This is a genomic window from Lysinibacillus sp. (genome assembly GCF_032093475.1).
GTDB lineage: Bacteria > Bacillota > Bacilli > Bacillales_A > Planococcaceae > Lysinibacillus > Lysinibacillus irui.
In genome coordinates, this window is the sequence record NZ_DAMDAY010000009.1 from 24,185 (window position 1) to 47,494 (window position 23,310).

Annotated in this window: 30 protein-coding genes; 22 read left to right on the forward strand and 8 right to left on the reverse strand. The window is 32.3% G+C overall.

Annotated features, from left to right (window positions below; genetic code table 11):
* The first annotated feature begins 126 nt into the window (after positions 1-126).
* The 4 genes from RT445_RS03985 (at position 127) to RT445_RS04000 (ending at position 2,363) form a co-directional block, all read left to right on the forward strand.
* On the forward strand, positions 127-294 hold the full coding sequence (locus tag RT445_RS03985) for a hypothetical protein (RefSeq protein ID WP_312507392.1): 168 nt from the start codon (positions 127-129) through the stop codon (positions 292-294).
* Positions 295-361: 67 nt separating this feature from the next.
* A complete protein-coding gene (locus tag RT445_RS03990; RefSeq protein WP_313469752.1) occupies positions 362-778 on the forward strand; it encodes a phage holin family protein in 417 nt (138 codons plus the stop codon).
* Positions 775-1,443, forward strand: a complete 669-nt coding sequence (locus tag RT445_RS03995; protein WP_312507390.1) for a M15 family metallopeptidase — start codon at positions 775-777, stop codon at positions 1,441-1,443. Before RT445_RS03990 ends, RT445_RS03995 begins: the two co-directional genes overlap by 4 nt.
* A gap of 500 nt (positions 1,444-1,943) precedes the next feature.
* On the forward strand, positions 1,944-2,363 hold the full coding sequence (locus RT445_RS04000; protein ID WP_312507389.1) for a hypothetical protein: 420 nt from the start codon (positions 1,944-1,946) through the stop codon (positions 2,361-2,363).
* Between the two features lie 76 nt (positions 2,364-2,439).
* Here the strand turns inward: RT445_RS04000 and RT445_RS04005 are convergent, their stop codons facing one another.
* The 5 genes from RT445_RS04005 to RT445_RS04025 all read right to left on the reverse strand — a co-directional run bounded on the left by RT445_RS04005 (position 2,440) and on the right by RT445_RS04025 (position 4,498).
* Positions 2,440-2,856, reverse strand: coding sequence for a type II toxin-antitoxin system HicB family antitoxin (locus tag RT445_RS04005; protein WP_312507388.1), 417 nt, complete (start codon positions 2,854-2,856; stop codon positions 2,440-2,442).
* A 26-nt stretch (positions 2,857-2,882) separates the two neighbouring features.
* Positions 2,883-3,074, reverse strand: coding sequence for a type II toxin-antitoxin system HicA family toxin (locus RT445_RS04010; protein ID WP_112117283.1), 192 nt, complete (start codon positions 3,072-3,074; stop codon positions 2,883-2,885).
* Positions 3,075-3,190: 116 nt separating this feature from the next.
* The gene (locus tag RT445_RS04015) at positions 3,191-3,811 is read right to left on the reverse strand and encodes a hypothetical protein (protein WP_312507387.1); all 621 of its coding nucleotides are present in this window, start codon (positions 3,809-3,811) and stop codon (positions 3,191-3,193) included.
* Positions 3,812-3,948: 137 nt separating this feature from the next.
* On the reverse strand, positions 3,949-4,194 hold the full coding sequence (locus tag RT445_RS04020) for a hypothetical protein (protein ID WP_312507386.1): 246 nt from the start codon (positions 4,192-4,194) through the stop codon (positions 3,949-3,951).
* A 91-nt stretch (positions 4,195-4,285) separates the two neighbouring features.
* Complete coding sequence (locus RT445_RS04025; protein ID WP_004226937.1) at positions 4,286-4,498, reverse strand: helix-turn-helix domain-containing protein; 213 nt, start codon at positions 4,496-4,498, stop codon at positions 4,286-4,288.
* 178 nt (positions 4,499-4,676) lie between these two features.
* On the opposite strand from RT445_RS04025, the gene RT445_RS04030 reads away from it, so the two are divergent.
* Both RT445_RS04030 and RT445_RS04035 read left to right on the forward strand, forming a co-directional pair.
* Positions 4,677-5,051, forward strand: a complete 375-nt coding sequence (locus RT445_RS04030) for a helix-turn-helix domain-containing protein (protein ID WP_312507385.1) — start codon at positions 4,677-4,679, stop codon at positions 5,049-5,051.
* A 130-nt stretch (positions 5,052-5,181) separates the two neighbouring features.
* The gene (locus RT445_RS04035; RefSeq protein WP_312507384.1) at positions 5,182-5,565 is read left to right on the forward strand and encodes a hypothetical protein; all 384 of its coding nucleotides are present in this window, start codon (positions 5,182-5,184) and stop codon (positions 5,563-5,565) included.
* Between the two features lie 259 nt (positions 5,566-5,824).
* Here RT445_RS04035 and RT445_RS04040 read toward each other — a convergent pair whose 3' ends face one another.
* Complete coding sequence (locus RT445_RS04040; RefSeq protein ID WP_312507383.1) at positions 5,825-6,886, reverse strand: GTP pyrophosphokinase; 1,062 nt, start codon at positions 6,884-6,886, stop codon at positions 5,825-5,827.
* Positions 6,887-7,288: 402 nt separating this feature from the next.
* Here RT445_RS04040 and RT445_RS04045 point away from each other — a divergent pair, with 402 nt between their 5' ends.
* A complete protein-coding gene (locus tag RT445_RS04045; RefSeq protein ID WP_312507382.1) occupies positions 7,289-8,017 on the forward strand; it encodes a hypothetical protein in 729 nt (242 codons plus the stop codon).
* A 131-nt stretch (positions 8,018-8,148) separates the two neighbouring features.
* On the opposite strand, the gene RT445_RS04050 is transcribed toward RT445_RS04045, so the two are convergent.
* On the reverse strand, positions 8,149-8,547 hold the full coding sequence (locus RT445_RS04050; RefSeq protein WP_312507381.1) for a hypothetical protein: 399 nt from the start codon (positions 8,545-8,547) through the stop codon (positions 8,149-8,151).
* Between the two features lie 12 nt (positions 8,548-8,559).
* Positions 8,560-8,961, reverse strand: a complete 402-nt coding sequence (locus RT445_RS04055; protein WP_312507380.1) for a hypothetical protein — start codon at positions 8,959-8,961, stop codon at positions 8,560-8,562.
* Between the two features lie 813 nt (positions 8,962-9,774).
* Between RT445_RS04055 and RT445_RS04060 the strand changes: the two genes are divergently transcribed.
* The 15 genes from RT445_RS04060 (at position 9,775) to RT445_RS04130 (ending at position 23,262) form a co-directional block, all read left to right on the forward strand.
* Positions 9,775-9,948: a thiazolylpeptide-type bacteriocin gene (locus tag RT445_RS04060; RefSeq protein ID WP_312507379.1), complete on the forward strand. Its 174-nt coding sequence runs from the start codon at positions 9,775-9,777 to the stop codon at positions 9,946-9,948.
* 79 nt (positions 9,949-10,027) lie between these two features.
* The gene (locus tag RT445_RS04065) at positions 10,028-10,201 is read left to right on the forward strand and encodes a thiazolylpeptide-type bacteriocin (protein WP_100795899.1); all 174 of its coding nucleotides are present in this window, start codon (positions 10,028-10,030) and stop codon (positions 10,199-10,201) included.
* 78 nt (positions 10,202-10,279) lie between these two features.
* A complete protein-coding gene (locus tag RT445_RS04070; RefSeq protein ID WP_312507378.1) occupies positions 10,280-10,453 on the forward strand; it encodes a thiazolylpeptide-type bacteriocin in 174 nt (57 codons plus the stop codon).
* 141 nt (positions 10,454-10,594) lie between these two features.
* Positions 10,595-11,632 carry a hypothetical protein gene (locus RT445_RS04075; protein ID WP_312507377.1) on the forward strand — a complete coding sequence of 346 codons (1,038 nt, stop codon included), beginning with the start codon at positions 10,595-10,597 and terminating at the stop codon, positions 11,630-11,632.
* A complete protein-coding gene (locus RT445_RS04080) occupies positions 11,601-14,078 on the forward strand; it encodes a lanthionine biosynthesis protein (RefSeq protein ID WP_312507376.1) in 2,478 nt (825 codons plus the stop codon). Before RT445_RS04075 ends, RT445_RS04080 begins: the two co-directional genes overlap by 32 nt.
* Before the next feature lie 11 nt (positions 14,079-14,089).
* The gene (locus tag RT445_RS04085) at positions 14,090-14,815 is read left to right on the forward strand and encodes an ABC transporter ATP-binding protein (protein ID WP_274793999.1); all 726 of its coding nucleotides are present in this window, start codon (positions 14,090-14,092) and stop codon (positions 14,813-14,815) included.
* Between the two features lie 12 nt (positions 14,816-14,827).
* On the forward strand, positions 14,828-15,568 hold the full coding sequence (locus RT445_RS04090) for an ABC transporter permease (RefSeq protein ID WP_274793998.1): 741 nt from the start codon (positions 14,828-14,830) through the stop codon (positions 15,566-15,568).
* Between the two features lie 5 nt (positions 15,569-15,573).
* Complete coding sequence (locus RT445_RS04095) at positions 15,574-16,998, forward strand: hypothetical protein (protein WP_313469762.1); 1,425 nt, start codon at positions 15,574-15,576, stop codon at positions 16,996-16,998.
* Positions 16,998-18,674 (forward strand): YcaO-like family protein, encoded by a 1,677-nt coding sequence (locus RT445_RS04100; protein WP_274793996.1) that lies wholly within the window; start codon positions 16,998-17,000, stop codon positions 18,672-18,674. Before RT445_RS04095 ends, RT445_RS04100 begins: the two co-directional genes overlap by 1 nt.
* A gap of 19 nt (positions 18,675-18,693) precedes the next feature.
* Positions 18,694-19,860, forward strand: coding sequence for a hypothetical protein (locus RT445_RS04105; protein ID WP_312507374.1), 1,167 nt, complete (start codon positions 18,694-18,696; stop codon positions 19,858-19,860).
* Between the two features lie 14 nt (positions 19,861-19,874).
* A complete protein-coding gene (locus RT445_RS04110) occupies positions 19,875-20,708 on the forward strand; it encodes a thiopeptide-type bacteriocin biosynthesis protein (protein ID WP_274793994.1) in 834 nt (277 codons plus the stop codon).
* 23 nt (positions 20,709-20,731) lie between these two features.
* Positions 20,732-21,463, forward strand: coding sequence for a SagB/ThcOx family dehydrogenase (locus RT445_RS04115; protein WP_274793993.1), 732 nt, complete (start codon positions 20,732-20,734; stop codon positions 21,461-21,463).
* 19 nt (positions 21,464-21,482) lie between these two features.
* Positions 21,483-22,322 (forward strand): ABC transporter permease, encoded by an 840-nt coding sequence (locus RT445_RS04120; protein ID WP_274793992.1) that lies wholly within the window; start codon positions 21,483-21,485, stop codon positions 22,320-22,322.
* 203 nt (positions 22,323-22,525) lie between these two features.
* Positions 22,526-23,128 carry an accessory gene regulator AgrB gene (locus RT445_RS04125; RefSeq protein WP_274793991.1) on the forward strand — a complete coding sequence of 201 codons (603 nt, stop codon included), beginning with the start codon at positions 22,526-22,528 and terminating at the stop codon, positions 23,126-23,128.
* Positions 23,129-23,130: 2 nt separating this feature from the next.
* Entirely contained in the window at positions 23,131-23,262 is a 132-nt protein-coding gene (locus tag RT445_RS04130) for a cyclic lactone autoinducer peptide (RefSeq protein ID WP_274793990.1), read from the forward strand.
* Positions 23,263-23,310: the final 48 nt, after the last annotated feature.

Consider the following 23,310-nt stretch of genomic DNA (forward strand, 5'->3'; position numbering starts at 1 on the left):
CAGAACCACCAACGGAAATACAACCACCTGTATTATCAGTAGAAGAAATGCAAGCCCAAATATTACTTAACACCGAGTATTTAGTTTCACGAGCAGAACTGGGATTATGATTAGGAGGAATGTAAAATGTCGGTATATGAATTATGTAAGTTTTTAATTGATCGAAAGCGTTACGAGTATGATGCAATGTTGAATAAAGTAAATGTTTTTTATGCAAATAATCAACTACAAGATGTAGAGTATACAGGTTTACTTACAATAATGGACGCACAGAAAACGCAGGCCCAGGCTTAGCGTTATTTTTTATGCCTTCCGCAGATAATTGTGGAGGGCTTTTATTATGGAAAGAGGAAGGTGTTATATGAAAACAGACACACTATATACATCATTAATCGGCGGTACAATGGCTTGGATAGGCTACCTTGTTGGAGGTATTGATCATTTAGTAAAAGCGTTAGTTATCTTTATGACTATTGACTATACATTAGGGTTTATGGTGAGTTTAGTCTTTAAGAAAACCGAAAGCAAAAAGATGTTTAAAGGTTTAATCAAAAAGACAGTTATGATACTGATGGTATTTGCAGCTGTACAACTTGATTTGGCAACAGAAAGTGGAAACTTTATGCGAAATGCAATGATTCTATTCTTAATCGGGATGGAAGGTATTAGCATGATCGAAAATTTAGGCAAGCTTGGCATTCCAGTTCCAAAGTTTTTAGCAAACGCTTTTTCTCAATTACAAATAGATAACGATGAGAAGAAAGGTGATAAACAATGACTAGTGTAACAACTACATGTCGTGATATATCCGAGCTATTACCGGCTGCACAAACAGCTTGTGGATTGTTGTTTCAGGAGTGTTTTAAAGCAGGTATTAAAAACATCTTCATCACTGAAACATATCGCTCACAGGAACGACAAAAATACCTTTATGAACAAGGGAGAACGCGTCCTGGTAATATCGTGACTTGGACATTAGACAGTAATCACAAGTCACGATTAGCATGGGATATTGCTGTTGGCCCTCCACAGTCTTTATATGATGTGGCAATTCTAAATCGAGTAGGAGATATTGCACGAAAACTTGGTATTACATGGGGTGGAGTTTGGTCAGCCCAAATTGACCGTCCTCACTTTGAAGTTAAACCTACTTGGATTATGCCAAAGGGATACAAAATTGAAGGACAAGTAATTATTCCAACAACTAGCAAGTATCCAGTGCAGTTAATTGTGGAAGGCAATACAACTAAACCAATAGCAAAGGATGATGATACAATGCAATTTACTAATGAAACACTTAAAGCTGCAGTTCGTGACTACCTTAAACAAGCAGTAGACAAAAAGCTTATTGATAAATCACATCTTGAAAAATTTGATGCTGGCACATTGACTGATGGTGATTTTAAAGGATTAGAAATTATCATTGCTCAACGAGCTTACTAAAAACTATAAGACCAGCAAAGCTATTTTAGCCAAGTTGGTCTTATTTAATGGCAATTCTTATTTTAAAATTGATAAATTTGTGAAAATTAGTATACGAAAATAGAAAATCGAAGAAAGTGAAAATTTCAAGTATTTTTTGAATATAATATCAAAAATGGTAATTTTGTATTACACAATAACAATGGACACGCAAAAAAAATGGCGTTATACTTGGCGCTGTTTGGCGGTATGTGGCGTTAATCCGAAAAAAAGTGACGTGAAGAATTGGGAAACCGAAAAAGTTTGTTTCGGAAAACCACTATTGATTTGGTATAAATGGAATTGATAGGATAATAGTAACTCGAGGGAAAATAAATTTGTTATAACAAATAAAATGAAAATATTATTACTATAGAATATTGAATTTACTACATAATTATTATAGGTTTTAGCATTTAGTTGTAGTGTACTATTCCAAAATTAATATAGTAATACATTACTAGTTTGAAGGAGAATAATAAATGAAGAAAATTAAAGTTTTTACAATGTTAACTGTATTGTTAATTACGAGCCTAGGCTTATTTTCTATAGAGAAAGCAGATGCTGCAAGCTCAGGTTGGGTAACTCAAAATGGTGTAAAGGCACAGGTGACTACTACTAAAGATACTTATAGTACTAGCGAAAAAGTTGTTGCTAAATTTGAAAAAACAGGGACAGGTAAACTTTATTATATTGTATCTTTAGATAAATTAACAGTTGGTGCATGGTCACCGTGGGAAGAAGTTGATAAGTTATCAACTGGCTCATTTACAACTACAACACCAGAACTAAAACTTACTCATGCCGGAAAAGGAACTTATAGGGTATTGGTCAGAGTTTTTAAGGATGCAGCAACTAATGAGTATATTGGATACTGGTCAACTGATATTACTGTAAAGTAAAGTCAGTTCCAAATTTTATATCAATATTAAAAAAGCCCAGGCTCAAAATTAATTGAGTACCTGGTCTTTTTTTAGTTTATTGTTCTTTGCTAATGATTCCTAAACGTTCCTTAATGGCGAACTGAAGTAATTGAGAGAAATTTATATTTTCTTCTTCTGCTGCGTCATTCAACCATTTTGGGATTGTTAAAGTTTTTTTAATTGCCTTGTTCTCAATCTCATCCCTAATATAATCAGTTCGTACTTCTATAATCGAGATAAAAGCTCCTTGTGGAAGGTCAATGCTACTAGGTTCTGAAGGGGTAGGAATTGGTTCTCCATCTTCCTCCATTCCATATAAGAAACCTGCTAATACATCCTTCGCCATATATACAGCTTCATTCATATCAGAACCTTCTGTAATGCATCCTGGTAGGTCAGGGAACGTTATTGTAAAACCTTGTTCATCATCAGTACCTGGATCAAAAATTGCTGGAAAATAATATTTACCCATCTATATAAAACCTCCTTGCAGGAGGACTATTTAAGTCCCGCCTGCTTTAGTATTGAGTTTGTAGTGCCTAGTTTAAGGTCTTTCTTTGGATGTGGAACTGTGACAGTTCCTTTTTTAGTAGGATGTTTAAAGTGATGATGACTTCCAACCGTCCTATGTAAATACCATCCGTCTTTGTTAAGTATCTTGATTATTTCTCTTGATGATATGTTTTTCATCTCCTTTCTATACTCTTATTATAACACGTATTATTTATACGTACAATACAAAATTTGAATTTATTTTACTTTTTTACTATTTATTTTCATTTAAAAAAGCCACTCTTTTGAGTGACCTATTTTTTACTAACTGGTACAACAACAGTAATATCCTCACCAATTTTCATTGAATCCTTTGATGTCGGTTCAAAAACAAATTTTAATTCTTTAACACCTTCTAAACCTTCTTCACCAAGGTCAAATATTACTTCACCTTTTTGTATTACTTTTCCCATAAATTCCGATTCAAAAGGAGAAATCATAACGTTAGCCCTAATTTGTCGTTTAGTATCAGTAATCATAGTTGCCGTATCAGGATGGAAACTAACTGTATCATCAGATAGATTTTCTCCAGTCATGGATAAGATTAAAACGTTTGTTTCAGCAGCAGTTTCTATTAAATCAGGATTATCAGCAACCAATCTAGCTGTTTTGATTTGATCAATAGAGAACTCTACATCAGCGCTTTTGTATTTATCTGTTGGTGTAGTATAAAAATCAGAAATGGTATAGGTTCCTGCAAAATCATCTTTTACTACATCACCGATTTGTGCATCTGTTAGGTTTTCAGCTTTATTTGCTTTACTTTCTTCTGATATTTCTATACTAGTAGAACCAGTTACAGCTTTTTCTAGAGAAGCAGCATATTTAGCAAATTCATTATCCTCCATATCACCATTCATTTGAATTAAGAACAATCCACTTTGGTGTGTGTGGGAATAAAACATCGGACCAGAGTTACCTAATTCATCATAGTAACTTTTAGCTTTTTGTAAGTCTTCTTCACTATCAAATAAGAATAGTCTGCCTCCTGCATCTGCTCCAAGCGAAGGAATTAAAAGTCTTTTTCCTTCCTTACGAATTTACCAAATTCATCATTTGGTAAATCAGATACTTCACCTAATTCTAAATTATCGTCCTTGAAATACTTAATTACATCTTCAGTTGTTTTAGCTAATACCTTCTGTTCTTGCTGAGTGTCTGAATTATTATCTTTAGGTTTTTCACTTGTAGAGCTATCTCCACAACCAGCTAATCCTAAACTCAATACTAATGCAGCACTAAAAATTAATTTTTTCATTGTATGTAATCCTCCCTCTATATTTCCATTTTAGGAAATTACACAAAGAAAGTATACAAAAAAACAGACAACCTTTATTTAGTTATCTGCTTTATATCTTTGTGCCATCTTCCATTACGAAATGAGCCTCATATTTCATATCCAATAATTCTGCGATTTTCCGTAGTTCTTCCTCATGAAAATTATTTCGTTTCAACTTTTTAGATAAATTAGGTTGTGATACTTCAAGTTTTTCGGCTAACTGTGTTAACGTCATATTTCTTTTAATAAGAGCAATTCTAATTTTTTCACTCATTTCGTTCATTTCTTCCCCTCCTATTAGTTATATTCATAACGTTATTATATATGAATTAGTCTGAAATTGAAATAAATATATCCAAAAAGTTATGAAAAAGACTTGATATTATAACCTAATGGATATATATTTAATCATACAAGGAGTGTATATAACTTTTTGGATATAGAAAAGAGGTGAAACACAAATGGCATTCGAATACCTAGCACAATACATAACATTCGATTCAGTAGCAGATATGGATAGGAGTGTGGAGGACCACATGGCAGTTCACTATTACAACTTAACAGAATCAGAACGAGCAATCGTATTCAAACTTGCATCACACAGCTTAGAACATACAGGAGTATGCCATCTAAAAGCGAGTACTATTGCTGCATCATTGGAGATCAGTACTAAGACTGTTTATCGATCAATGAAAAAATTGGCGGAGCTAGGCATCATCGAAAAAGTACCAAGCACTAAATTAAACGGCATTAAAGGAGCTAGTATTTATCGCATTTTACCTTATGTCCCATCGAGCATGTCCCAACGAGAGACAGCCGATAAAGCTAGTAAATGACGCGGTTTGCCATCCACAATCTGAAAAACAAGCATCTAAATCTTTTAATCTTTTAAGTTCTAAACAAGCAAATAATATTATGAGTCTTGGCAATGAATTAGCTTTGCAAGCTGAAAAGAAAAAGGAGTACATGAACGAGTACCAAGTGATGCTTTATGACTTCATGCACTCGTTGCCATTACAAGATGATTTGAAGGACCAACTTCACAAATGTATCTTAGCTACAAAAATGAACGATGTACGTGATTTCGTGAACGCTAAGGATGTTTTAGCTAACATTATCCGTGATATTGCGAACGGTACATTAACTATTGCTAGTACATTAAGAGCCGTTTTCGTAGGAGCGTTTAAAAAGGCTGTAAGACGTTCGAAAGTGAAGACTGACAAATCTTCATCTATAGAAGAAACTCTTGTTAAAGAACGGCCAGTACCTTTCTATAACTGGTTAGAGGAAAGAGATAGTAGGGCAGAAATATGTAGTATGCCAAATATAGAAAACTGGCTTGAATGGTAATCGCTATGAACTATAAGAATGGAACAAAAAAAGATTGTGATAGCGCCTCATAAGATTGGGTATGTTGTGTATGTAGATAAATCTTGGCGCTATTGGTGAATGGTTATAAAAAAGATGCAGTCTGTAAAATAGACTACATCTTCAAAGTCGCCAAACTACTTATTATTACTGGTATTCAGGTTTTAGATGCTATCAATTAATGATATAAAATATTTGTTAAGATCAGATTTAATATTCCTCGTTTTTAGAAGGAATGTTATTAATTTCTATTTAATGTAAAGTATCCTTTTTTAATTGCTTCATCTATTTCTACCTCTACCCCAATACTTTTATAAAAATTATAATCATTTTCGTACATTTCAGTCCAATGACTTATGTGAGGATATACTTTAGAAAAATATTTATCAAAGTCTGTGCACATTAAAACATCTTTAACAAACACTAAAAAAGTTGAAGAAAAAGCCCCATAATATTCTTGATATTTTGAAATAAACTCTCTTTTTATTAGCTTGTCAAAATCTTCGATACTGGATATATTAAATAACTGCAAAACATGTATTATTTCGTCTATTTCGATCGAATCATTGATTAAATTATCTATTTCACCTTTAATTTTAGAGTCGAAATACTTTTCTAATGTAACAGGATTTATTTCTGTCTTACTATTAGTTGTAATATCTATTTGCTGTTTATAATGTTCGATGTCATTTACAATTTTATCAAACTCTCTATCTGCTAACTCTAGATTGGCAGCTAATAAATGAAATCTACGTTTTAGTTCTAATGTTTCTGGTAGTTTTTCTTTTAATTTATAGCTTCTATCATGTTCAATCTCTGCCCATGCATGTTGTAGTAAAGTTCTAACTTGAATTTCAAATGGGATGTTTTGATATTTATTGTATTCGGTTAAATCTGACCTTCCATTATTTAATTTTGCAACGTAGTGCACTGATCGATATCCAAATTGATCATCTTTGAGTTCTTTTGTTTTATCAACAGAATGTTCTTCTATGATATAAAACTCTTTGTTGATAACCTCATTTATTTTATTCACTTCTGATTCTACATATGTGATTACCCTTATCCCTGAGAAATCAAATATCTCATCTTTAGGATTTTCATAACCTTTCTTCTCAATTTTTTCTTTAAAACTTTTCACATCTTTACATCTAGAGGATATTTCATAATAAGTAATTCCTTGTTCATCAAGTATTTCTTTAAGTAATAATTCCATTTTTAATGAAAATCTTTTATAAACTCTTCTTTCCTCTTGATACCATGATACTGCATCGTCAATTTTCTTTGTCTTTAATTCTGCCATTTTGCTATGTACCCCTTTACTATTTTCAATACATTAACACTGTTATCCATATTTTAGTAGTAAATAGATGTAAAGTACATACGGATATTCAATTTATTACTATTAAAATAGAAACGTTTGTTGAATAAATTTTTTTAAGAGGGGAGTGTTAAAGGTGAAAAACAGCTTATAAATTGGTTGGAGATACATTTAATACAATAATTAATGCCGGATTAGATTATGTATTAATTCAGATGTCACCGCTGTTTTTAGAGATACTTAGAGCGATTGGAAAGGCTATATAAAAAACAATAGTTAAAGTAGAAAATAGAGTATATATATTTAATCTGTAATAAACCAAATAGTGGGATTTTTGTGGTATAATGTATTAGTTTGGAACTTTGCAGAATAGAGGGGATATAATTGGTAGTTAAATTAAAAAAATATGAAGAAAGAATAATAGTCTTTATTGATATTTTAGGATTTCGTGAACATATTAATAAGACATTGAATAACAATGAGTACTTTTTAAATTTACGAGATGCACTAAATTTCATTTCAGAATTAGCAACAGATGAATTTAAAGATGATGCAAAAGAAATCACAGTATTTTCTGACTCGATTGTAATTTCATATCCTGTAGAAATTCCAGGTTCTGTATTTTCATTAATATTAGATGTAATCCATATTCAACTTGATATGATGAGTAAAGGGATATTGCTACGTGGAGGAATAACTGTGGGACAGTTATGTCATAAGGATAATATAGTGTATGGTCCTGCAATGGTAGAAGCTTATGAATTGGAAAGTAAATCCGCTATTTATCCAAGAGTGATTGTAAGTGAAAAAGTTTTTCTATCTGCAGCTTTAAATCCTGATAACTCAATAGAAGAAGATTTAGAATGGATAAGTGGTTTACTTGAAAGAGATCGTGATGGGCAATGGTATGTAGATTTCTTAAGACAACAGGAAGAAGCTTCTTATGATTACGATTATTTTAAATCACTTCTAAAAATTAAAGAATTGATAGTAGATGAAATTAAACAAAACGAAACAAAACCAAATGTACAAATGAAATACGAATGGCTAAAAAGTTACTTTAATGAAGCTGTGAAAGAGTTAGATGACGACTTTGATTTAATTATATCTTAATTAATTGTTTTACTAGAACTAAGAAAAGACCACTCCGTGATGGGTGGTCTTTAGTGTTAGTATTTAATTGTTTAATTATTTGTGTGCGTATTGTCATAATAGTTAACCAATAAAAAAGCAGTTTAGGCTACTTAAAAAATAACATCTTTATTTCCATACTTGGAGATAATATCATCTAATAATCCTTTTGCTCCATTAACAGTACGCTCAATCATTTTCAACAAAGTCCATAATCTATGTGGCGTACTCAAGTCGTCTTCAGTAATATCAAGTATTACATCTCCCGAAATATTTAACATCTGTAGAATCACTTTGTCTTGGTAGCCATGCCCCTCACTATCAAGAATAACATACTCAGAATATTTAAAAATACGTATGTCATTTTTAGCGTTATACGCACAATTATAAACTTTATCTGCATCTGGATATTTTTTGGGGTCCATTTTAATCATTTCTAATCCCCATTTAATTTGATTATCTTTCGTAGCATTAATTAAAGCTTCTACAGTTGCTTCTAACTCTCTATCCATATCCCTAACCTCCTACATTATTTTAATGGTTTCATCAATTTTTAAATCTAAAAAGCCTACTATCTCTGAAGCTGAAGCATTAATTTCTTCAATGTTTTTATATGTATGCTCCTGTCTTAGCAAATTTTTAAGATTTTTTAAGTTTTCCAGATCAGGCTTACTCATTAACCCTTTATACTCTTCAAGCTTTCGAATTATTGTATGCAACTGATTAAAACTAGTTTGTGATTTATCACCCATGTTTATTATATCTAAAGTGCTTAATAAATCATTTTTAATCGTTTCCTTTTCAGCTCTAAGAAGGTCAATATTTTGTAGTAGCCCTACTTTTTCTTTAATTTTTCCTGTATTTCTAGAAACTATAAATGTCAATATTAAACTAATAGCACCTAATGCAGTTCCTATAACACTCATCCAATCAACAAAGCTCCAGCTATTTATACCTCAACACCTCGACTGATAAATGTGAAATTGTTAAATATTAGTATACGATTCTTTTTTTTATCTGTAAATAGTCCTGATTTGTATTGTGGAGATTTGGAACAAAGGTATATGAATGAGCCTTTCTAAAGAAACTTTCAAAGTGAATAGAGTACACTATATAGAATAAGATTTAATGCGATTAAATTATTTTTTTGGTAAACAAATGGTATACAGGGAATACACTAGAGCTTGATAAATAAGGATTTCTGTATGTCCTCCTGGGACGTCAAAAGGTTCAGATAGAATAAGCTTGAACCAACTGAAAAGCGCTTCAAATCCTTTAATCTCAAGGGTTTGAAACGCTTTTCTTTTTTTGAGAATATATTGGAAAAAGATAGAAAATGAAAAGTTTCTATACATTCTCATCGGAGTCAAACAATGTTCGGTTTAGGTTTATTAGCTCCAACGATAGTATAATTCATTCATCATTCTTAAAGAGAAACATACCGTCCCGCTTAAGAAAAATTCTTAAGCGGGTATTTTAATTTGAAACAATAATGTGCTATCGTTCAGGACAAATGGAAGTCGGAATCATGAAACCATCAGCCTCTTCAAAACAGCTGAACTTATAAAACAAGTGAAGTCACATGGTATTTTGATGACAGTTAGGAAGGAAAATATAACACCTAAATCAGATACTTAGGACATTTAAGTATTGAGGAGCGGTTTGTATGAATGAAATGAAAAACTGTAGAAGTCTTGGGTTATGTTATGTATGTAGTAAAAATGAAAGGAGAAAAAAAGATGCCAAAAGAAATACGAGAAAAAGAACTGAATGCAAATGAATTTGATTTAGAAGTAGAATTATTAGATTTGGATGAAGTATCAGCCATTCCAGAAACAACAGCTAGCAGTGGCTCAACAAGCTGTTCGGCATCATCAACATGCGGCTCAACATCATGCTGTGGTTCATGTTAATAATCATCTAGAAGGCTAAGAGTCAGTTTTTGAAGGAAAAGATGTACAAAAAATTACTTTTGAACTGGAGGAACAAATGATGACAAAACCAATGAATGCTAAGGAAGTAAACACAAAAGAATTTGATTTAGAGGTAGAACTATTAGATTTGGATGAAGTGTCAGCCATTCCTGAAACAACAGCTAGCAGTGGCTCAACAAGCTGTTCGGCATCGTCAACATGTGGCTCCACATCATGCTGCGGTTCTTGTTAATAGTTATTGAAGGTCAAGAGTCAGTTTTGTAAAACAATATAAACAAAAAAAATTACTATTCTATAGGAGGAACAAATGATGACAAAACCAATGAATACTAAGGAAGTAAATACAAAAGAATTCGATTTAGAAGTAGAGCTATTAGATCTTGATGAAGTATCAGCGATTCCAGAGACAACAGCTAGCAGCGGCTCAACAAGCTGTTCAGCATCGTCTACATGCGGCTCAACATCGTGCTGTGGTTCTTGTTAATGACTTGACTATTATTATCAGGCGGTTGAAACAAAGAATTGTGACAACCGCCTGATTATACTAAAGAAGAGTGAAAAAATTAATTTTTCGAGTAGATTATTGCCTTTTAGAAAAATTACATAAAGGTAAGGATGTGTTGTTGTGTATCAAACCTGTATATATAACTATGACAGTACATTAGAACAATCATTGCTATCACTTATTGATGATATGTGGAAAGGTACTCCATATTTTGTTTCAAAAGGCTGGGAAGGCGGGCCACATATTCAGTTGATTACAAAAAATAAAATATTGGATTCTGAGTATACAGCTTTGGAAAACAGAGTCGGCCGTCTCATTGAAGAAAACCCTTTAGACAAATCGTACATTGAAAAAGTAAAGAAAAAATATCATCAAAGTTTCCAATTGATTTCAAATTTGGAGAGTAAGAAAAATGAACGAGTGATTCGAGAACATGGTGAAATAGACATCTTTCCATATTCTTTTCATTTTCATAATGAAAGAATAACTAGCTTATATGTGGCTGAACGATTCAGACATTACCAACTGCTACTAGATACCAGAAAATATCTAGAAACGCAGAAAGTAAGTGTTGAGGAGCTATTCCCACTTATTTTTTCAAGGGTCTCAGATATTTATCATGAAGAAAATAACAATAAAGGTTACCTTTCATTTGTCTCGCATGTTCAAGGCTTCTTTGAGCTTTCAGCCAAGCAAAAGAAACCTTATACCGAAAAATCATTTGAGGCACTTTATTTAGAAAAACAAACGGGTTTTAAGGACTCTAAGCAAGCACATTCACAATTAATTAATAGATGGTTTGAGTATTTTTCGGAGTTTTATGGATGTTGTTTAAGCCAGATGGATGAATTAATAGATGATGACTATAAAGCGGAATTGGCTCGTACGATTGAGGAATTAGAGAAGAATTTTGAAAATGATTTTCATAGAAACTTTGTTGGCTATTCAAAAAGAAATAATTTTATGGAAAATCCCGAAGCAACGGCTTATCGATTTACTGTAAATTTGCTGTATTTAATACTCCCTTATTTTAATATTAGTGCTTTGAAGAAGCAAAAGTATATTTATATGGCGTATAGAGAAGTGGAAAAAAATAAAGGGAAGACTTGGAGGGAGGAGTTAAATCTTGACTATAACAGTTACTCAAAATCCATTTAGCGTTTATCGAGGAACCAATACCTCTGATCAGTGGTATTTTGAAATGCGAGATAAAGCAAAGGAAATTCATACATTTATAGACGAGATTAACAAAATTTACGAAAAAATTGAAAGAGAGAAGGAAAATGTAGTTAGTCAAATCGAAGAAGAATTTTCTTTGCAAAAAGATCCAAAATTATTGAATTTGAAACGAGATGTTCATAATTTACGCAGCGTTCGTTTAAAGAAATACGAAGGACCAATTCAGTTGAGTCGTCTAGTAGAACTTTTAAATCAATTAGATTTATATCAAGAAATGCTGCAACAAAGTTATGAAGAAGCGGTAGTGAAATCAAGAGAGATTCTTCAGCGAGAAATAGCAAATGACCAATTGCAAAAGACAGTTTTATTTTTCAATCAAACAATTTATAAGAACATTGAAAAATATTTATCAAAACCTGTACAGACACATAATAAAAAAGAAAAAAAGTTGGATAATTTTATTATCAATTTGTTAATGCGTAGCTCAATGAAAACTAGTCCGTTTTCTTATCTTACTCAAACGGGCTCCTCTGGAAATCGATTTTTAATTAAAAAGAAAGCAAACATTGAATTGAACCATGCGTTACTTTTTAGAATATTTTTGGAAATCATTCGTTCGGATAAAGAAGCATTAGAAAAAATTCCAGTCCATGTTTCTAAATTTGGCCAAAGAGACTCCAAGATTTTCTATGTTACTCAAGAAAATGTTCCGCAATCTAAGAAAATATATGAAACAAGAGATAAGCTGGTTGAAATGGGAATTGCGGAAGAAGTAATTCAATTTCTAAAGAAAAATCAGGGTCAAACGATATTTTATAAAGACTTTGCTCAATTTCTTAGAGAAAATGAACTATATTCGGAACACGAGTTGGATGTATTTAAAAGACTTGTTTCCACAAAAATATTAGTTCAAAAAATTACAGTAAATGCTAAAAGAAATCTTGTTGAAGAAATGATTGCCTATTTAAAAGAACAGGGCATATGTGAAGATCTATCACTCCAGCTTCAGTTTATGAATGAATTAAAAAAGAAGTTCGAGGAGGCAGGTACTAATGAGCGGTTAGTTCTTTGGAAAAAAATTGAGGATGTTATTAAAAATTTGAGTGAAAACATTCCGAATTTTGGTACAGAAATTCTTTATGAAGATATATTGTTTGATGCTCAAAATAATAAGAGCAGTCTTAAAGATATCGAAAATAAATTTTCTAATCATTTTTTTGAAGAAATTACAGCATTCTTACTGTTGTTTGATGTGAATATTCGTGTGCAATATGAAGTTGCTGCGCTTTATAAGAAATTATATGGGGATTCAGAAACCAGTTTATCTGACAGCAATTTATTAAACAACGTATTCTTTGAAAAATTGAGATACTTCTTCCCTTATTTCCAAGACATGGATTACCGCTATGATGAAGCAATTGCCCCTGAAATAAAGATTTTGGATGATCTTAGAGATGAATTCAAGGCATTCTTTTCTCAATACTTAGATGAAAATAACACTAAAGAAATAGATTTTCAAGAACTTATCAAACCATTTTCTAAAAAAATTCCTGAGTATATTAAATATGGCAATGAATTTAGTATGACGTTTTTTTATCAACTTTTTCATGACAAAGTAATTTTAAACGATATTTATGATGGTCAGGAAAAATTTCTATCTAGATTTAAAGACTTTTTTGAGAATTTGAATGACGATTTACTATATCAAGAATATGTTCAAAAAAATTATTATGAGAAGAATTATTATGAAGTGACAGAGCTGTTTGGTTTTAATGGTGGAATTCATGATAGATATTATGATCAAAAATTGAATTTGGAATTTGGAAATCAGAGGTTTCATGATGTAGGGCATCCGAGTATATCTGAATTTTCCGTTAAATATGATGAGCAAACGAAAAAACTGAAAGTGCTAGATCCTCAAAAGAAAGAAGCGAAGGTGGCCTACAAATCGTCATTAGTTCCTGTCTTTCTCCCAGGTGTTCTATCTGTATTACTACTTCTGTTTCAAAGCGGGAGAATTAATTTTGATATTAATTATTTCCTGAAAAAAAGAAGTGATATGCCAAGAATAATATTTGAAAATATTGTGATGTACAGAAAGAAGTGGAATTTAAAACTTGAAGACTTTGCAAATATAAACAAAGAGGCTTCAAATGAATTAGAGCTGTATTTACTTATTAATGACTATTTTTTAAATAAGCAGTTACCTAAAACATTCTTTTTAAAGAAATACCGTAGGGGTGAAGAAATTTCTGCAATGAAGCCATTGTTTATTGATATCACAGTACCAATATTATTCAAACATTTTATTAATGAAATTATACATGAAGAAAATCAAGATCCTATGTTTTATATCGAAGAGGTGTTACCTGAATTTGAAAATAAGCTTAAAGAATATGTTGTTGAATATACGATTGACAATTAGGAGGGTGAACCATGCAAAACTATAATGTAAAGGTAGAAAAATTAACAAAGAATTATGGAAAAAAAGCTGTTTTGAAAGGAATAGACTTTACTGCTGAAAAAGGTGAAATTATAGGTGTTATCGGTAAAAACGGTGCTGGGAAATCGACATTCTTGGAAATTTTAATGACGATTAAAGATTATAATGACGGGAAGGTCGTTGTTTTTGGTAATAACCTGAAGGAAATTGATCAAGCTGATTTGGGAAAAATCAAAAGTAATATTTCAGCTGTACTTCAGCCAACACAGTTTTATAAAAAATTAAAAGTAAAAGAATTACTAGATCTTTTCCGTTCCTATTATGGGAGCAAAGTAGATTTAAAAGAAATTATAGAAGAATTTGAACTACAAGAGCATTTAAATACGTTTTTTGATAACTTATCAGGAGGATGGAAGCAAAAGGTTAGCCTTGCGATTGCTTTTTCTTCAAAACCACGTTTGATTATTTTAGATGAACCGACAACTGGTCTGGATCCACATATGCGAAACATTTTATGGGAAAGCATTACTGGCTATATTAAAAAAAATGACAGTACAGTGATTTTATCAACGCATTACATGGACGAAATCGAACTTTACTGTGATAAAGTTCTTTTCATTAATGACGGTGTAACAGAAGTATTTGATACTCCTGAAAATATACTGAAATCCGGTCATAAATCAATTAATAGCTTCTATCTTGATAAAATCGCCAAATAAGGAGGAATAAACATGTTATTAACGCAAATTAAATATGACTTAAAGATGTTCTTCAGAGAGCTATTCTATTTAGTATTCACAGTTTTTGTACCACCCGTAACATATATTTTAATGGGACAAATGTTCAGTAATGCTACCTATAGTGGTGGAATGAACTATGTTCAAGTGTATACGCCATCGTTTATTGTCCTAATTAGCTTTTCAGTAGTATTTTTTGCCTTTGGTTTTGATCAGGTAATGAATCGTGCAGCTGGGATTGAAAAAAGGCTTTTCATTACACCAATAACAGATAAAATTCTTTTAATGTCCAGTATTGCTAAGTCATTCATTATTGCCACTGCAGGATTTTTCTTAATAACATTAATTGGCCTTCTTGTTTATGATTTGAAACTTTCTATTGTTAACTTTTTGGTTTCATATCTAAGCTTGCTGCTTATCAATGCAGTAATGTTGGTTTATTCTCATGCCATTTATTCAAATTTCAAAGAAGTAAAAACAGCATTAATTATTTCTATTGTTTTATTCCAAATTGTTATGTTTACTGGTGGCTTTTCTGTTCCTGTGGAGAGTCTGCCTAATTTTATTCAATATGTATCTTATGCGAATCCGTTCTATCATTTAAATAACATATATATTTCTGTTTGGAATCAGTCATTTGAACTTAATCAAGATATGTTAATTTCGGTTGGTTACGCTTCGGCTCTCCTCATTATTTCATTAGTTGTTATTAAGCTCAACAACAAGAAGGAGTGATTATTATGATTATTAAAGCTAGAAGAAATATTCGATATCACTATAATGAACCAGATTTATTTATATATGGGCCAAACGAAAAAATAAAATTAAAATTGAGCGTTTCTGAATATGAAAACATTACTTCTTTGATTAGTAAGGCATACCAAGGAAGTGAAGAAACAGAACTGTTTGAAGAGTTTATGCGCTATAGGAAATTGACTCAGTTTCTTATAGAAAAACATATTTTTTATCTGGTTGATCCGGAAATCTATAACATTCACAAAAGCAGTATCTATTTGCCATGGGTAGAAGAGCATTGTCTATCCGTGGAAAAAGGTCTAAAAGAAATTGAAAAAATCTGTGTAAATATTCCCCAATCGTTTTTTGGTGCAACTTGCCTAAAAGAATTGTTGGAAGAGAATCAAATTAAAAGTGAAATTACAAATGTAGAGAATATTGAAGTCCTGACAGATGGAAAAATTGTTGCAAAATATCATATTGGAAAAAAAGGAGAAAGAATCTGGGTTTCAACAAGAAACCATAGGAATTTTGAAGAGGTATCAGCAGAGGATATTTCAGAGAAACTTCTGTCAGGTTTCCTATTTTATAGCGCCATTATATCCGCTATTGGTAAAAATTTCCCTGTATTCAATATAAATACTATGATGGAAGTTGAAAGAAAAGTTGCTTTTGACGGAATTGAAAAAGTGGATTATCAATTTTCTGGACGGACGCATCAAGACGCTATAAAGAATTTTAATTCGCTTGAAATCTTTGTAAAGAAATATGATTCAAAGATCGTTTCCTTTAATAATGATAAAGCATATTTCAATTACAACCAATCTCCATTGCAGGTTATTACTGTACAAACAGAGGACGAAGAAAATTACTATTTCGCAGATATTTCTTATGAAAGGCTGGCACAATTTCTTGCAGAAGCAGCATTTCTTGAGATCCTAAAAAACAGTTATTCAAAAGAACTTTTACTGAAGCAACAGGAAAAAATCATATATAGTACCCAACACGATAAGACAGGAGAACTTTTCAGATTAGATTTGAATGAGTTAGAGGAATCCGACCTTATCAGTAGTTTACTGAATCAAGAAAAGCTATCAGTAAATTTCTATCTCCAGTCTTGTGTAGGTGGAGGGTATTACTTATATGTTGTAAATAACGATTCAGAGACACTAATTTTCCAAATCCCTGTAAGAACAGCTGCTCAGCTGACAACAGTCATACTGACTTGGATTAGTATGTATAAAAACGATGTATCTGTCAAAGAGTCATTCTTTAAATCTGTAGATTTAAATGAGTTCCGATTCAAGGAAGATGGTTCTTTAAATTGGAACATATCTATTCAAGAAAAACAAGTAAGCGGACAGCAAACTACTGTGGGAAAAATTCTCGATGAAAATGGTTTTGAATATGAACTTTTGGAGGTGGAGTAATGTCCATACAAACAATTGCAGCTACTACAATTCTGATAAACCAAAAGTATATTTTTATTCATTCATCACAGAATGACTCTTCCTTTTGTTTCAACTGCTATAAAGAGCGAACAAAAGAATTAAAATGCTATCAACAGTATTTCGGTTGGCTAGAGGATCAGCCAAACCAGCTAGAATCTGAATTAATCGCTATGCTTGTTCAGAAGCTTGAAAAAAGTAATGAACCGTTCCTATATGAGCTCAATCGGGATACATTGGAAATTCAGGCGAAAGCAACCTTCAAGCGAGGAGATTGTGAGTGTAATGTAAACACAAGTTCGAATCAGCCCATTGAATTGGATACGATTTTCGATCCAAAAGATAACCGACAACTGAGCTTTGAAAAGGTTCGGGAGAAAATTGAAAAAAACAAGAGGTTAATCTATGCGCATCCATCGTCGATTGTGAATGCATTAACGCGTTCAGGAGATTCCTATGGGACACCGATGGTACAGACCGAGGTACTGTATAAGGGGATTTCAATGCTTTCCTATGGTCGAACAGGGACTTTTGAAAAATCAAAATATATTTCTATTCTGGAATCGTTGGAGCGTTATGCTACAGCGTTTCCTTATAAAAAACAAAAAAACGCGATACGAGAAAAGGATTGTGAAATTATTGATCTTACGCTGAGTGAAGTAATGACACAATGCGATTATGGTAATCCAGAGAATTATACAGAAGATCAGCCTTTAAACTATGAAAAAGTTTGGGCATTGCACAGTGAAAAAGAAGTTTTAATTCCCGAGCAGTTGATTTATTACAATTCTCATGTTGTTTCTGATGAAAAGAGATATATTTATGAAAGCTCCAATGGTAGTGCTCTCGGTTCAACAGAGGCTGAAGCGAGTCTGCATGCGATGCTAGAACTAATTGAAAGAGATGCTTTTTTAGCTACATGGTATGGACAGATTCCACCTGTCAGAATTGATGAATCAAGCATTTATTCTACAAAAATACAGGCTTATCTAGAATCTCTCAAGCGAAAAGATATCCGTGTTCATTTGTTTGATATATCTATGGAAGTGAGAATCCCGACAATCTGGGTGTTATTAGAAAAGAAGGAGCCTAAGGAAAATGAAATGGCCTTCTATACAGCTGCAGCTGCCTCTTTTGACTTGGAAGAGTCTATAGAACGAGCATTGATTGAGGCTACAACAGCGATTACTGTTTTTACAAATGTATTCAATAATCAGGAATATCAGACTAGAAAAAGACAATTGTTGAAGAATCCTCAATCCGTTCACAGGTTGGAAGACCATTTGCTTCTTTATTCAAATAAGGAAATGAAAAATGCATTTAAATTTGCATTAGATACTGAAATGGTTTCTTCCTTCGAGCAATTAGAAGCAGGGTATACAACATATCAAGGGAAATTTTTAGAGGTTGTTCGAGCGCTTGAAGAGCAATTGGTCATCATCTCTGGTAAAGCGTATCGGGCTAAGACAGAGAATCCGAATTTATTTTCTGCAGGATTTGTGAACGTAAAATATATAGTACCTGGTATGCTGACGATGACCTTTGGACATCAAAATAGACGAGTCGTAAATCAGCGTATTGAAAAGGCTATTCAGTTTAAGAAGAAAGGGAAGTTAGATAAAGACTGGATAGAAAAGACACCGCATCCATTTCCATAAATGAATGGGAGGAATAAGGATGATTGATCAACATTATTTAGAACGATTCGGGGAGGATCGTTATAAGCAAACATTGTCTGCTGCAAAAATTGATGGAGATTTGTTGTTTAAAAATCATATAGATGTGATTGACATGAAATTTTTGAAAGAGCTTGGAAAAAGTGATGGCTGGAGTTCGATTATTTATGATCTCTACTATTATTTAGAAATGATACAACGGATAGATTTTTTCAGCAAATACTATTTCCACTCTTTTTCTCCAAAAGCTAGAAATATTGATAGTCTCAAATTGGTGTTTGTCCATAAGACACATATGTTTGTTTACAATGCATTAACAGACAAAATTTATGTGTATAAGCAAGAGTATTTTAAAGGATTGAATGCTGAAAAAGACTATCTAGTCATAGTAAATGATAATCGTCAGCTCCAAAAAATCTATGGTGATTTTTCAACGATGCTAGGTTTACTGAATACAGGCCACTATCTCTATAATCTTGACTTTGTTTTAAATGGTCATCAAATTCGGCATCGTAGACTAACAACGATTTCGTTGGAGAAACCACGTGAATTTGTCACAATTCCTCTTGTTTTAGAAATAGCTATGGATCAAGAATATCATTTGAGTACAGAAGATATAAAAGAGCAACCAGAAACAGAATTTTTCAGGAAAAGGGTATCGGAGCAAAATATTCGAGGTGACGCAGTCGTAAGAAAGATTTTGTCTGCTGATACTCATCGTCAGTTATTGAAGGAGTGTCAAGTAGCTGTGCAAGACTATCCTGAAATAGGTTTGTGGAGTTTTATAGATAATATTACTGATTTCAGAAGCGGGTTTTACAAGATTGGAGAAAAGTGTGAATTTATTCAACCCAATGAAAAATTTATGTATAAGAAGATGTTACATGAATATCAAGATTTCACTAATCTAGAGGGAATGAATTATTGGTTCTTCTTTACATTTGAAAATACGGGACAAGATTATGATGAAATGTTTTTGAAGATTGGTCATTTTGCTCAACGTTTATCCATTATTGCAGCGAAATATGGATTAGCTGCTCGTGGGATTAAAAATTATAATGACACTACAATAAAAGAGAAATTCAATTTAGAAGAAAATAAACAGATTGGCTACTCATTAAATCTTTTTAAGAGCTGGAATACAAGTCACAGTATATTTTTAAAATAAAGGGGAGTAGTAGTATGTGGATATCTAAACACTTATTCATTCATGATTATCTATTAATTGAGGAATTTTTAAAAGATTGTCTGTTGCCTTATTTAGATGAAGAAAAGGTTCGATATTTCTTCATTCGCTATTGGGATGGGGGTCCTCATATCCGATTGAGATACCAAACAGAACCTGAAGTAGCAGATAAATTTGAAAAAGATTTAAATCAATTACTGGAGAGATTTCATCAAAAGCATAAGAATCATACGTTCCAACCTATTTCATATGATGATGCGATTGTACAGACAGAAGGCATTAAACCAACTGCTCCATATCCGAATTTTTCAATTCAAACAATTGATTATGTACCAGAGCTTAACCGTTATGGGGGAGAGAAAGCGATGGGACTGTCCGAAGAAATGTTTGTACACTCGTCAAGATTTGCTGGGCAAATTATTCAAAAGCTAAACCGAAATCAACGTTATGTATTAGCAATTGATCTCATGTACCTCTGTACAGAAGTTGCTGAAGAATTAGGATATATTGAGAAGCATGAGACAATGTTCCTTGCGTATCGAGAAATATGGACACAATTTTCTAAGAATAAGACTTCGGAGAATTTATACAAAGTGATTAGCAACAGAATTAGTAGCTTGAAAAAGGGAGAACTTGCGACTGCAATCTATCAGCCGTATCTCAAGGTTTTTAAGTCATTGCTTGCCCAAATAAAACTATGTCAAACGACTTACGAGCCAGAGTACGCCTTTTATATAGTCATCTCTCATCTTCATATGCTGAATAATCGATTAGGCGTTTCTCCGGAATTTGAATTCATTTTCTCAGATGCTTTCCTTAAAGCTGGATGATTTCTTAAAAGGGGGAGTTTAATTTGTGGAACTTTAAAGGTGAGCGGAATATTGAAAAAAAATTCATGGATTATCATATGATGTCGATTAATGAACCTGAATTCACCAATACTCAAGTATATGCTCACAGACCGAGGGAAATACAGGGAAATGGTAATTATCCACTAATTGATTTGGATTATACAGTTGACCAAGAAAATTTATTTGAAAGAATTTTAGCTACAAGATATTCGGCAAGGGAACCATTCAAAGCCAAGGTAAAGGTTGATAGAAAGTTAATGGCACAATTTGCTCAATTGGCTATGATTGGCGGAGATAGAGAGAGTCGTACATACCCTTCCGGTGGGGCACAGTATTATGTCAACATTTACTTTTTATTCAACGAGCAATTGGTAGATATTGATTTAATAGAGCAGGGAAATATTATGCGGCTGAATAGTGATACTCATAAGTTATTGGTTAAACAATATCAGCCGTGGAATGAAATCAGTAACGTATTTATTCAAAAGTATCTTGCTAATACAGCACAGTTCGCTATTGCATTAAGTTGTGACATGTCGGAGATCTCTGGGAAGTATACAGATATCTCGTACAAGTTGGTGCAACAAGAGGCTGGACATATTGGACAGAATATTCAGTTAGTAGCGAACTATCTAGGATTGGAAAGTGTACCCTTAGGCGGTTTTTATGATATTGAGTTATCAAGACTTTTGAGAGATAATCAAACATCTTTGTATGCATTTCTTTTAGGCTAGAAAGGAGCTGAGATGGAATATGTATTGCTTAAAATTGAAATATCAAGTAAAAAAAGTCAACGATTTCTTTATGATTCAGGATTGTGTAACATTAGAAACCGTCATGGCTTTTAAAGTCAAAGATATGGAGTTTAATAAATTAAAAGAAATTGTCTATCATGGTATAGATGAAACAACAGACAGTTCGGAGAATAGGCTTGGGAAGCAACTGTTGGAAAAGGATTCTAAACTGTTTACTTTCTATGAAAAACAAAAATCTAGAGATCTTTTGAATCTAGTTAGAAGCTATACGGAATTCTTTACCCCGTATTTTATATCAACAGAAGCGATTAGTGAATACGTGATTTTTGCAGAAAAAATTATTGAGACGGGGAAAATATTTAACGTTCAAGTCTTTTTAGAAGATAAATTCCCAAATGTTCAAGAGTTTCTGGAAAAATCACCGTTTATTCAAACTGTATACGATGAGAAACAACAGAACAATATTGATTTGCTAATTGGAACACAAAAGAAAATTGTAGAGACAACTCAAATAGACTCTTTTGCAAACTATGTACTGGCATTGAGCTGTCAGGAAAATAGTTTGGAGATAGGTCCATTAATTAATACAACCAAATTCGAGATTCCTAAGTTTTCATTAGAAGGAGAGCAGAATGCAGCAATAATGCATCATGAAGAATTACTGATGTGTTTCTTCTTAGAGAGAATTCTATTTATTCAGTTATTCAAATTATATAATAAAATGCGGCAAAATGAATTTTTCCCAACTAGAAACAAAGTCTGTATAAATCGAATGGATCTCCAAGGGTACAGTGAAGCGGTTACACTTTATCCAAAATATTTAGTTGAGTTTGTATAACTAGGGTGGAACCACTCGAAAGTAATGAGTTAGTAGCTTGTATAAAATAAATCATGATTGTAAGGAAAATACTCATAACTGTGTATTTTCCTATTTTTTTTTAACATTTATGTAATGAAATGAATAACCTAATATACTTTTGATAATAATAGAGTAAAGAAGGTTATCCTATAATTGTAAAGAAAAACAAGGGAGGGGTAAAAATGGAAGTCTTGCTAAGAGGATTCAGAGAAGAAGTGTTGTCAGAATATATGGTTAGGAAATTAAAAAAAAGACATAACCTGACTAGAATTCAAGAGTTGAAGTGTAAATTAGGTATTGAAGTTTGCCTCATAAATATGGGTAAAGCAATTCCAGTTTATATGACAGCATTTTTACTTCATTCTATTTGGCTGACATTTATTTTTCACAGTGCTTATTTCTTGATAAGGCTAAATGCTAGAGGTATTCATGCTCAAAAAAGTAGTACCTGCACTTTAATAAGTGTTTTCCTATTCGGAATATTACCGATAATGGTACCAGATATTTCACTATCAGAACCGATTATCTGGATTGTTATTCTAGCTGTATATAGCTGTCTTTATAAGTATGCCCCCCAAGATACAGAAAAGAACCGCATTAACGATAAGGTGTTAAGAGCAAGGCTGAGAAACAGAGCCATTATAGGTTATTCGATATGTGTGGCAGTTATGGTTAGTACTAGTTCACAAGTAGTAATCAATCAAGTATTTTTTGGAAGTTTACTAGCTGTAATTTGTATCCTTCCAATAACATATAAAATATTAATAAATAAGAGAGGAAGATGAAAATGAAAAAAATTCAAAGAATGTTTACTGAAGGTTTAATCAATCTATTTATTGGAGTAGGTGCGTTAAGCGTGGAGAATTTCTGTTTGTTGTATAATTTTGAACCAGAAATTCCAGAGGAATTAAAGAAGTAGATTTTAAGCAAAAAGTATAAATTTACCTGATATTACAATTTACTGATC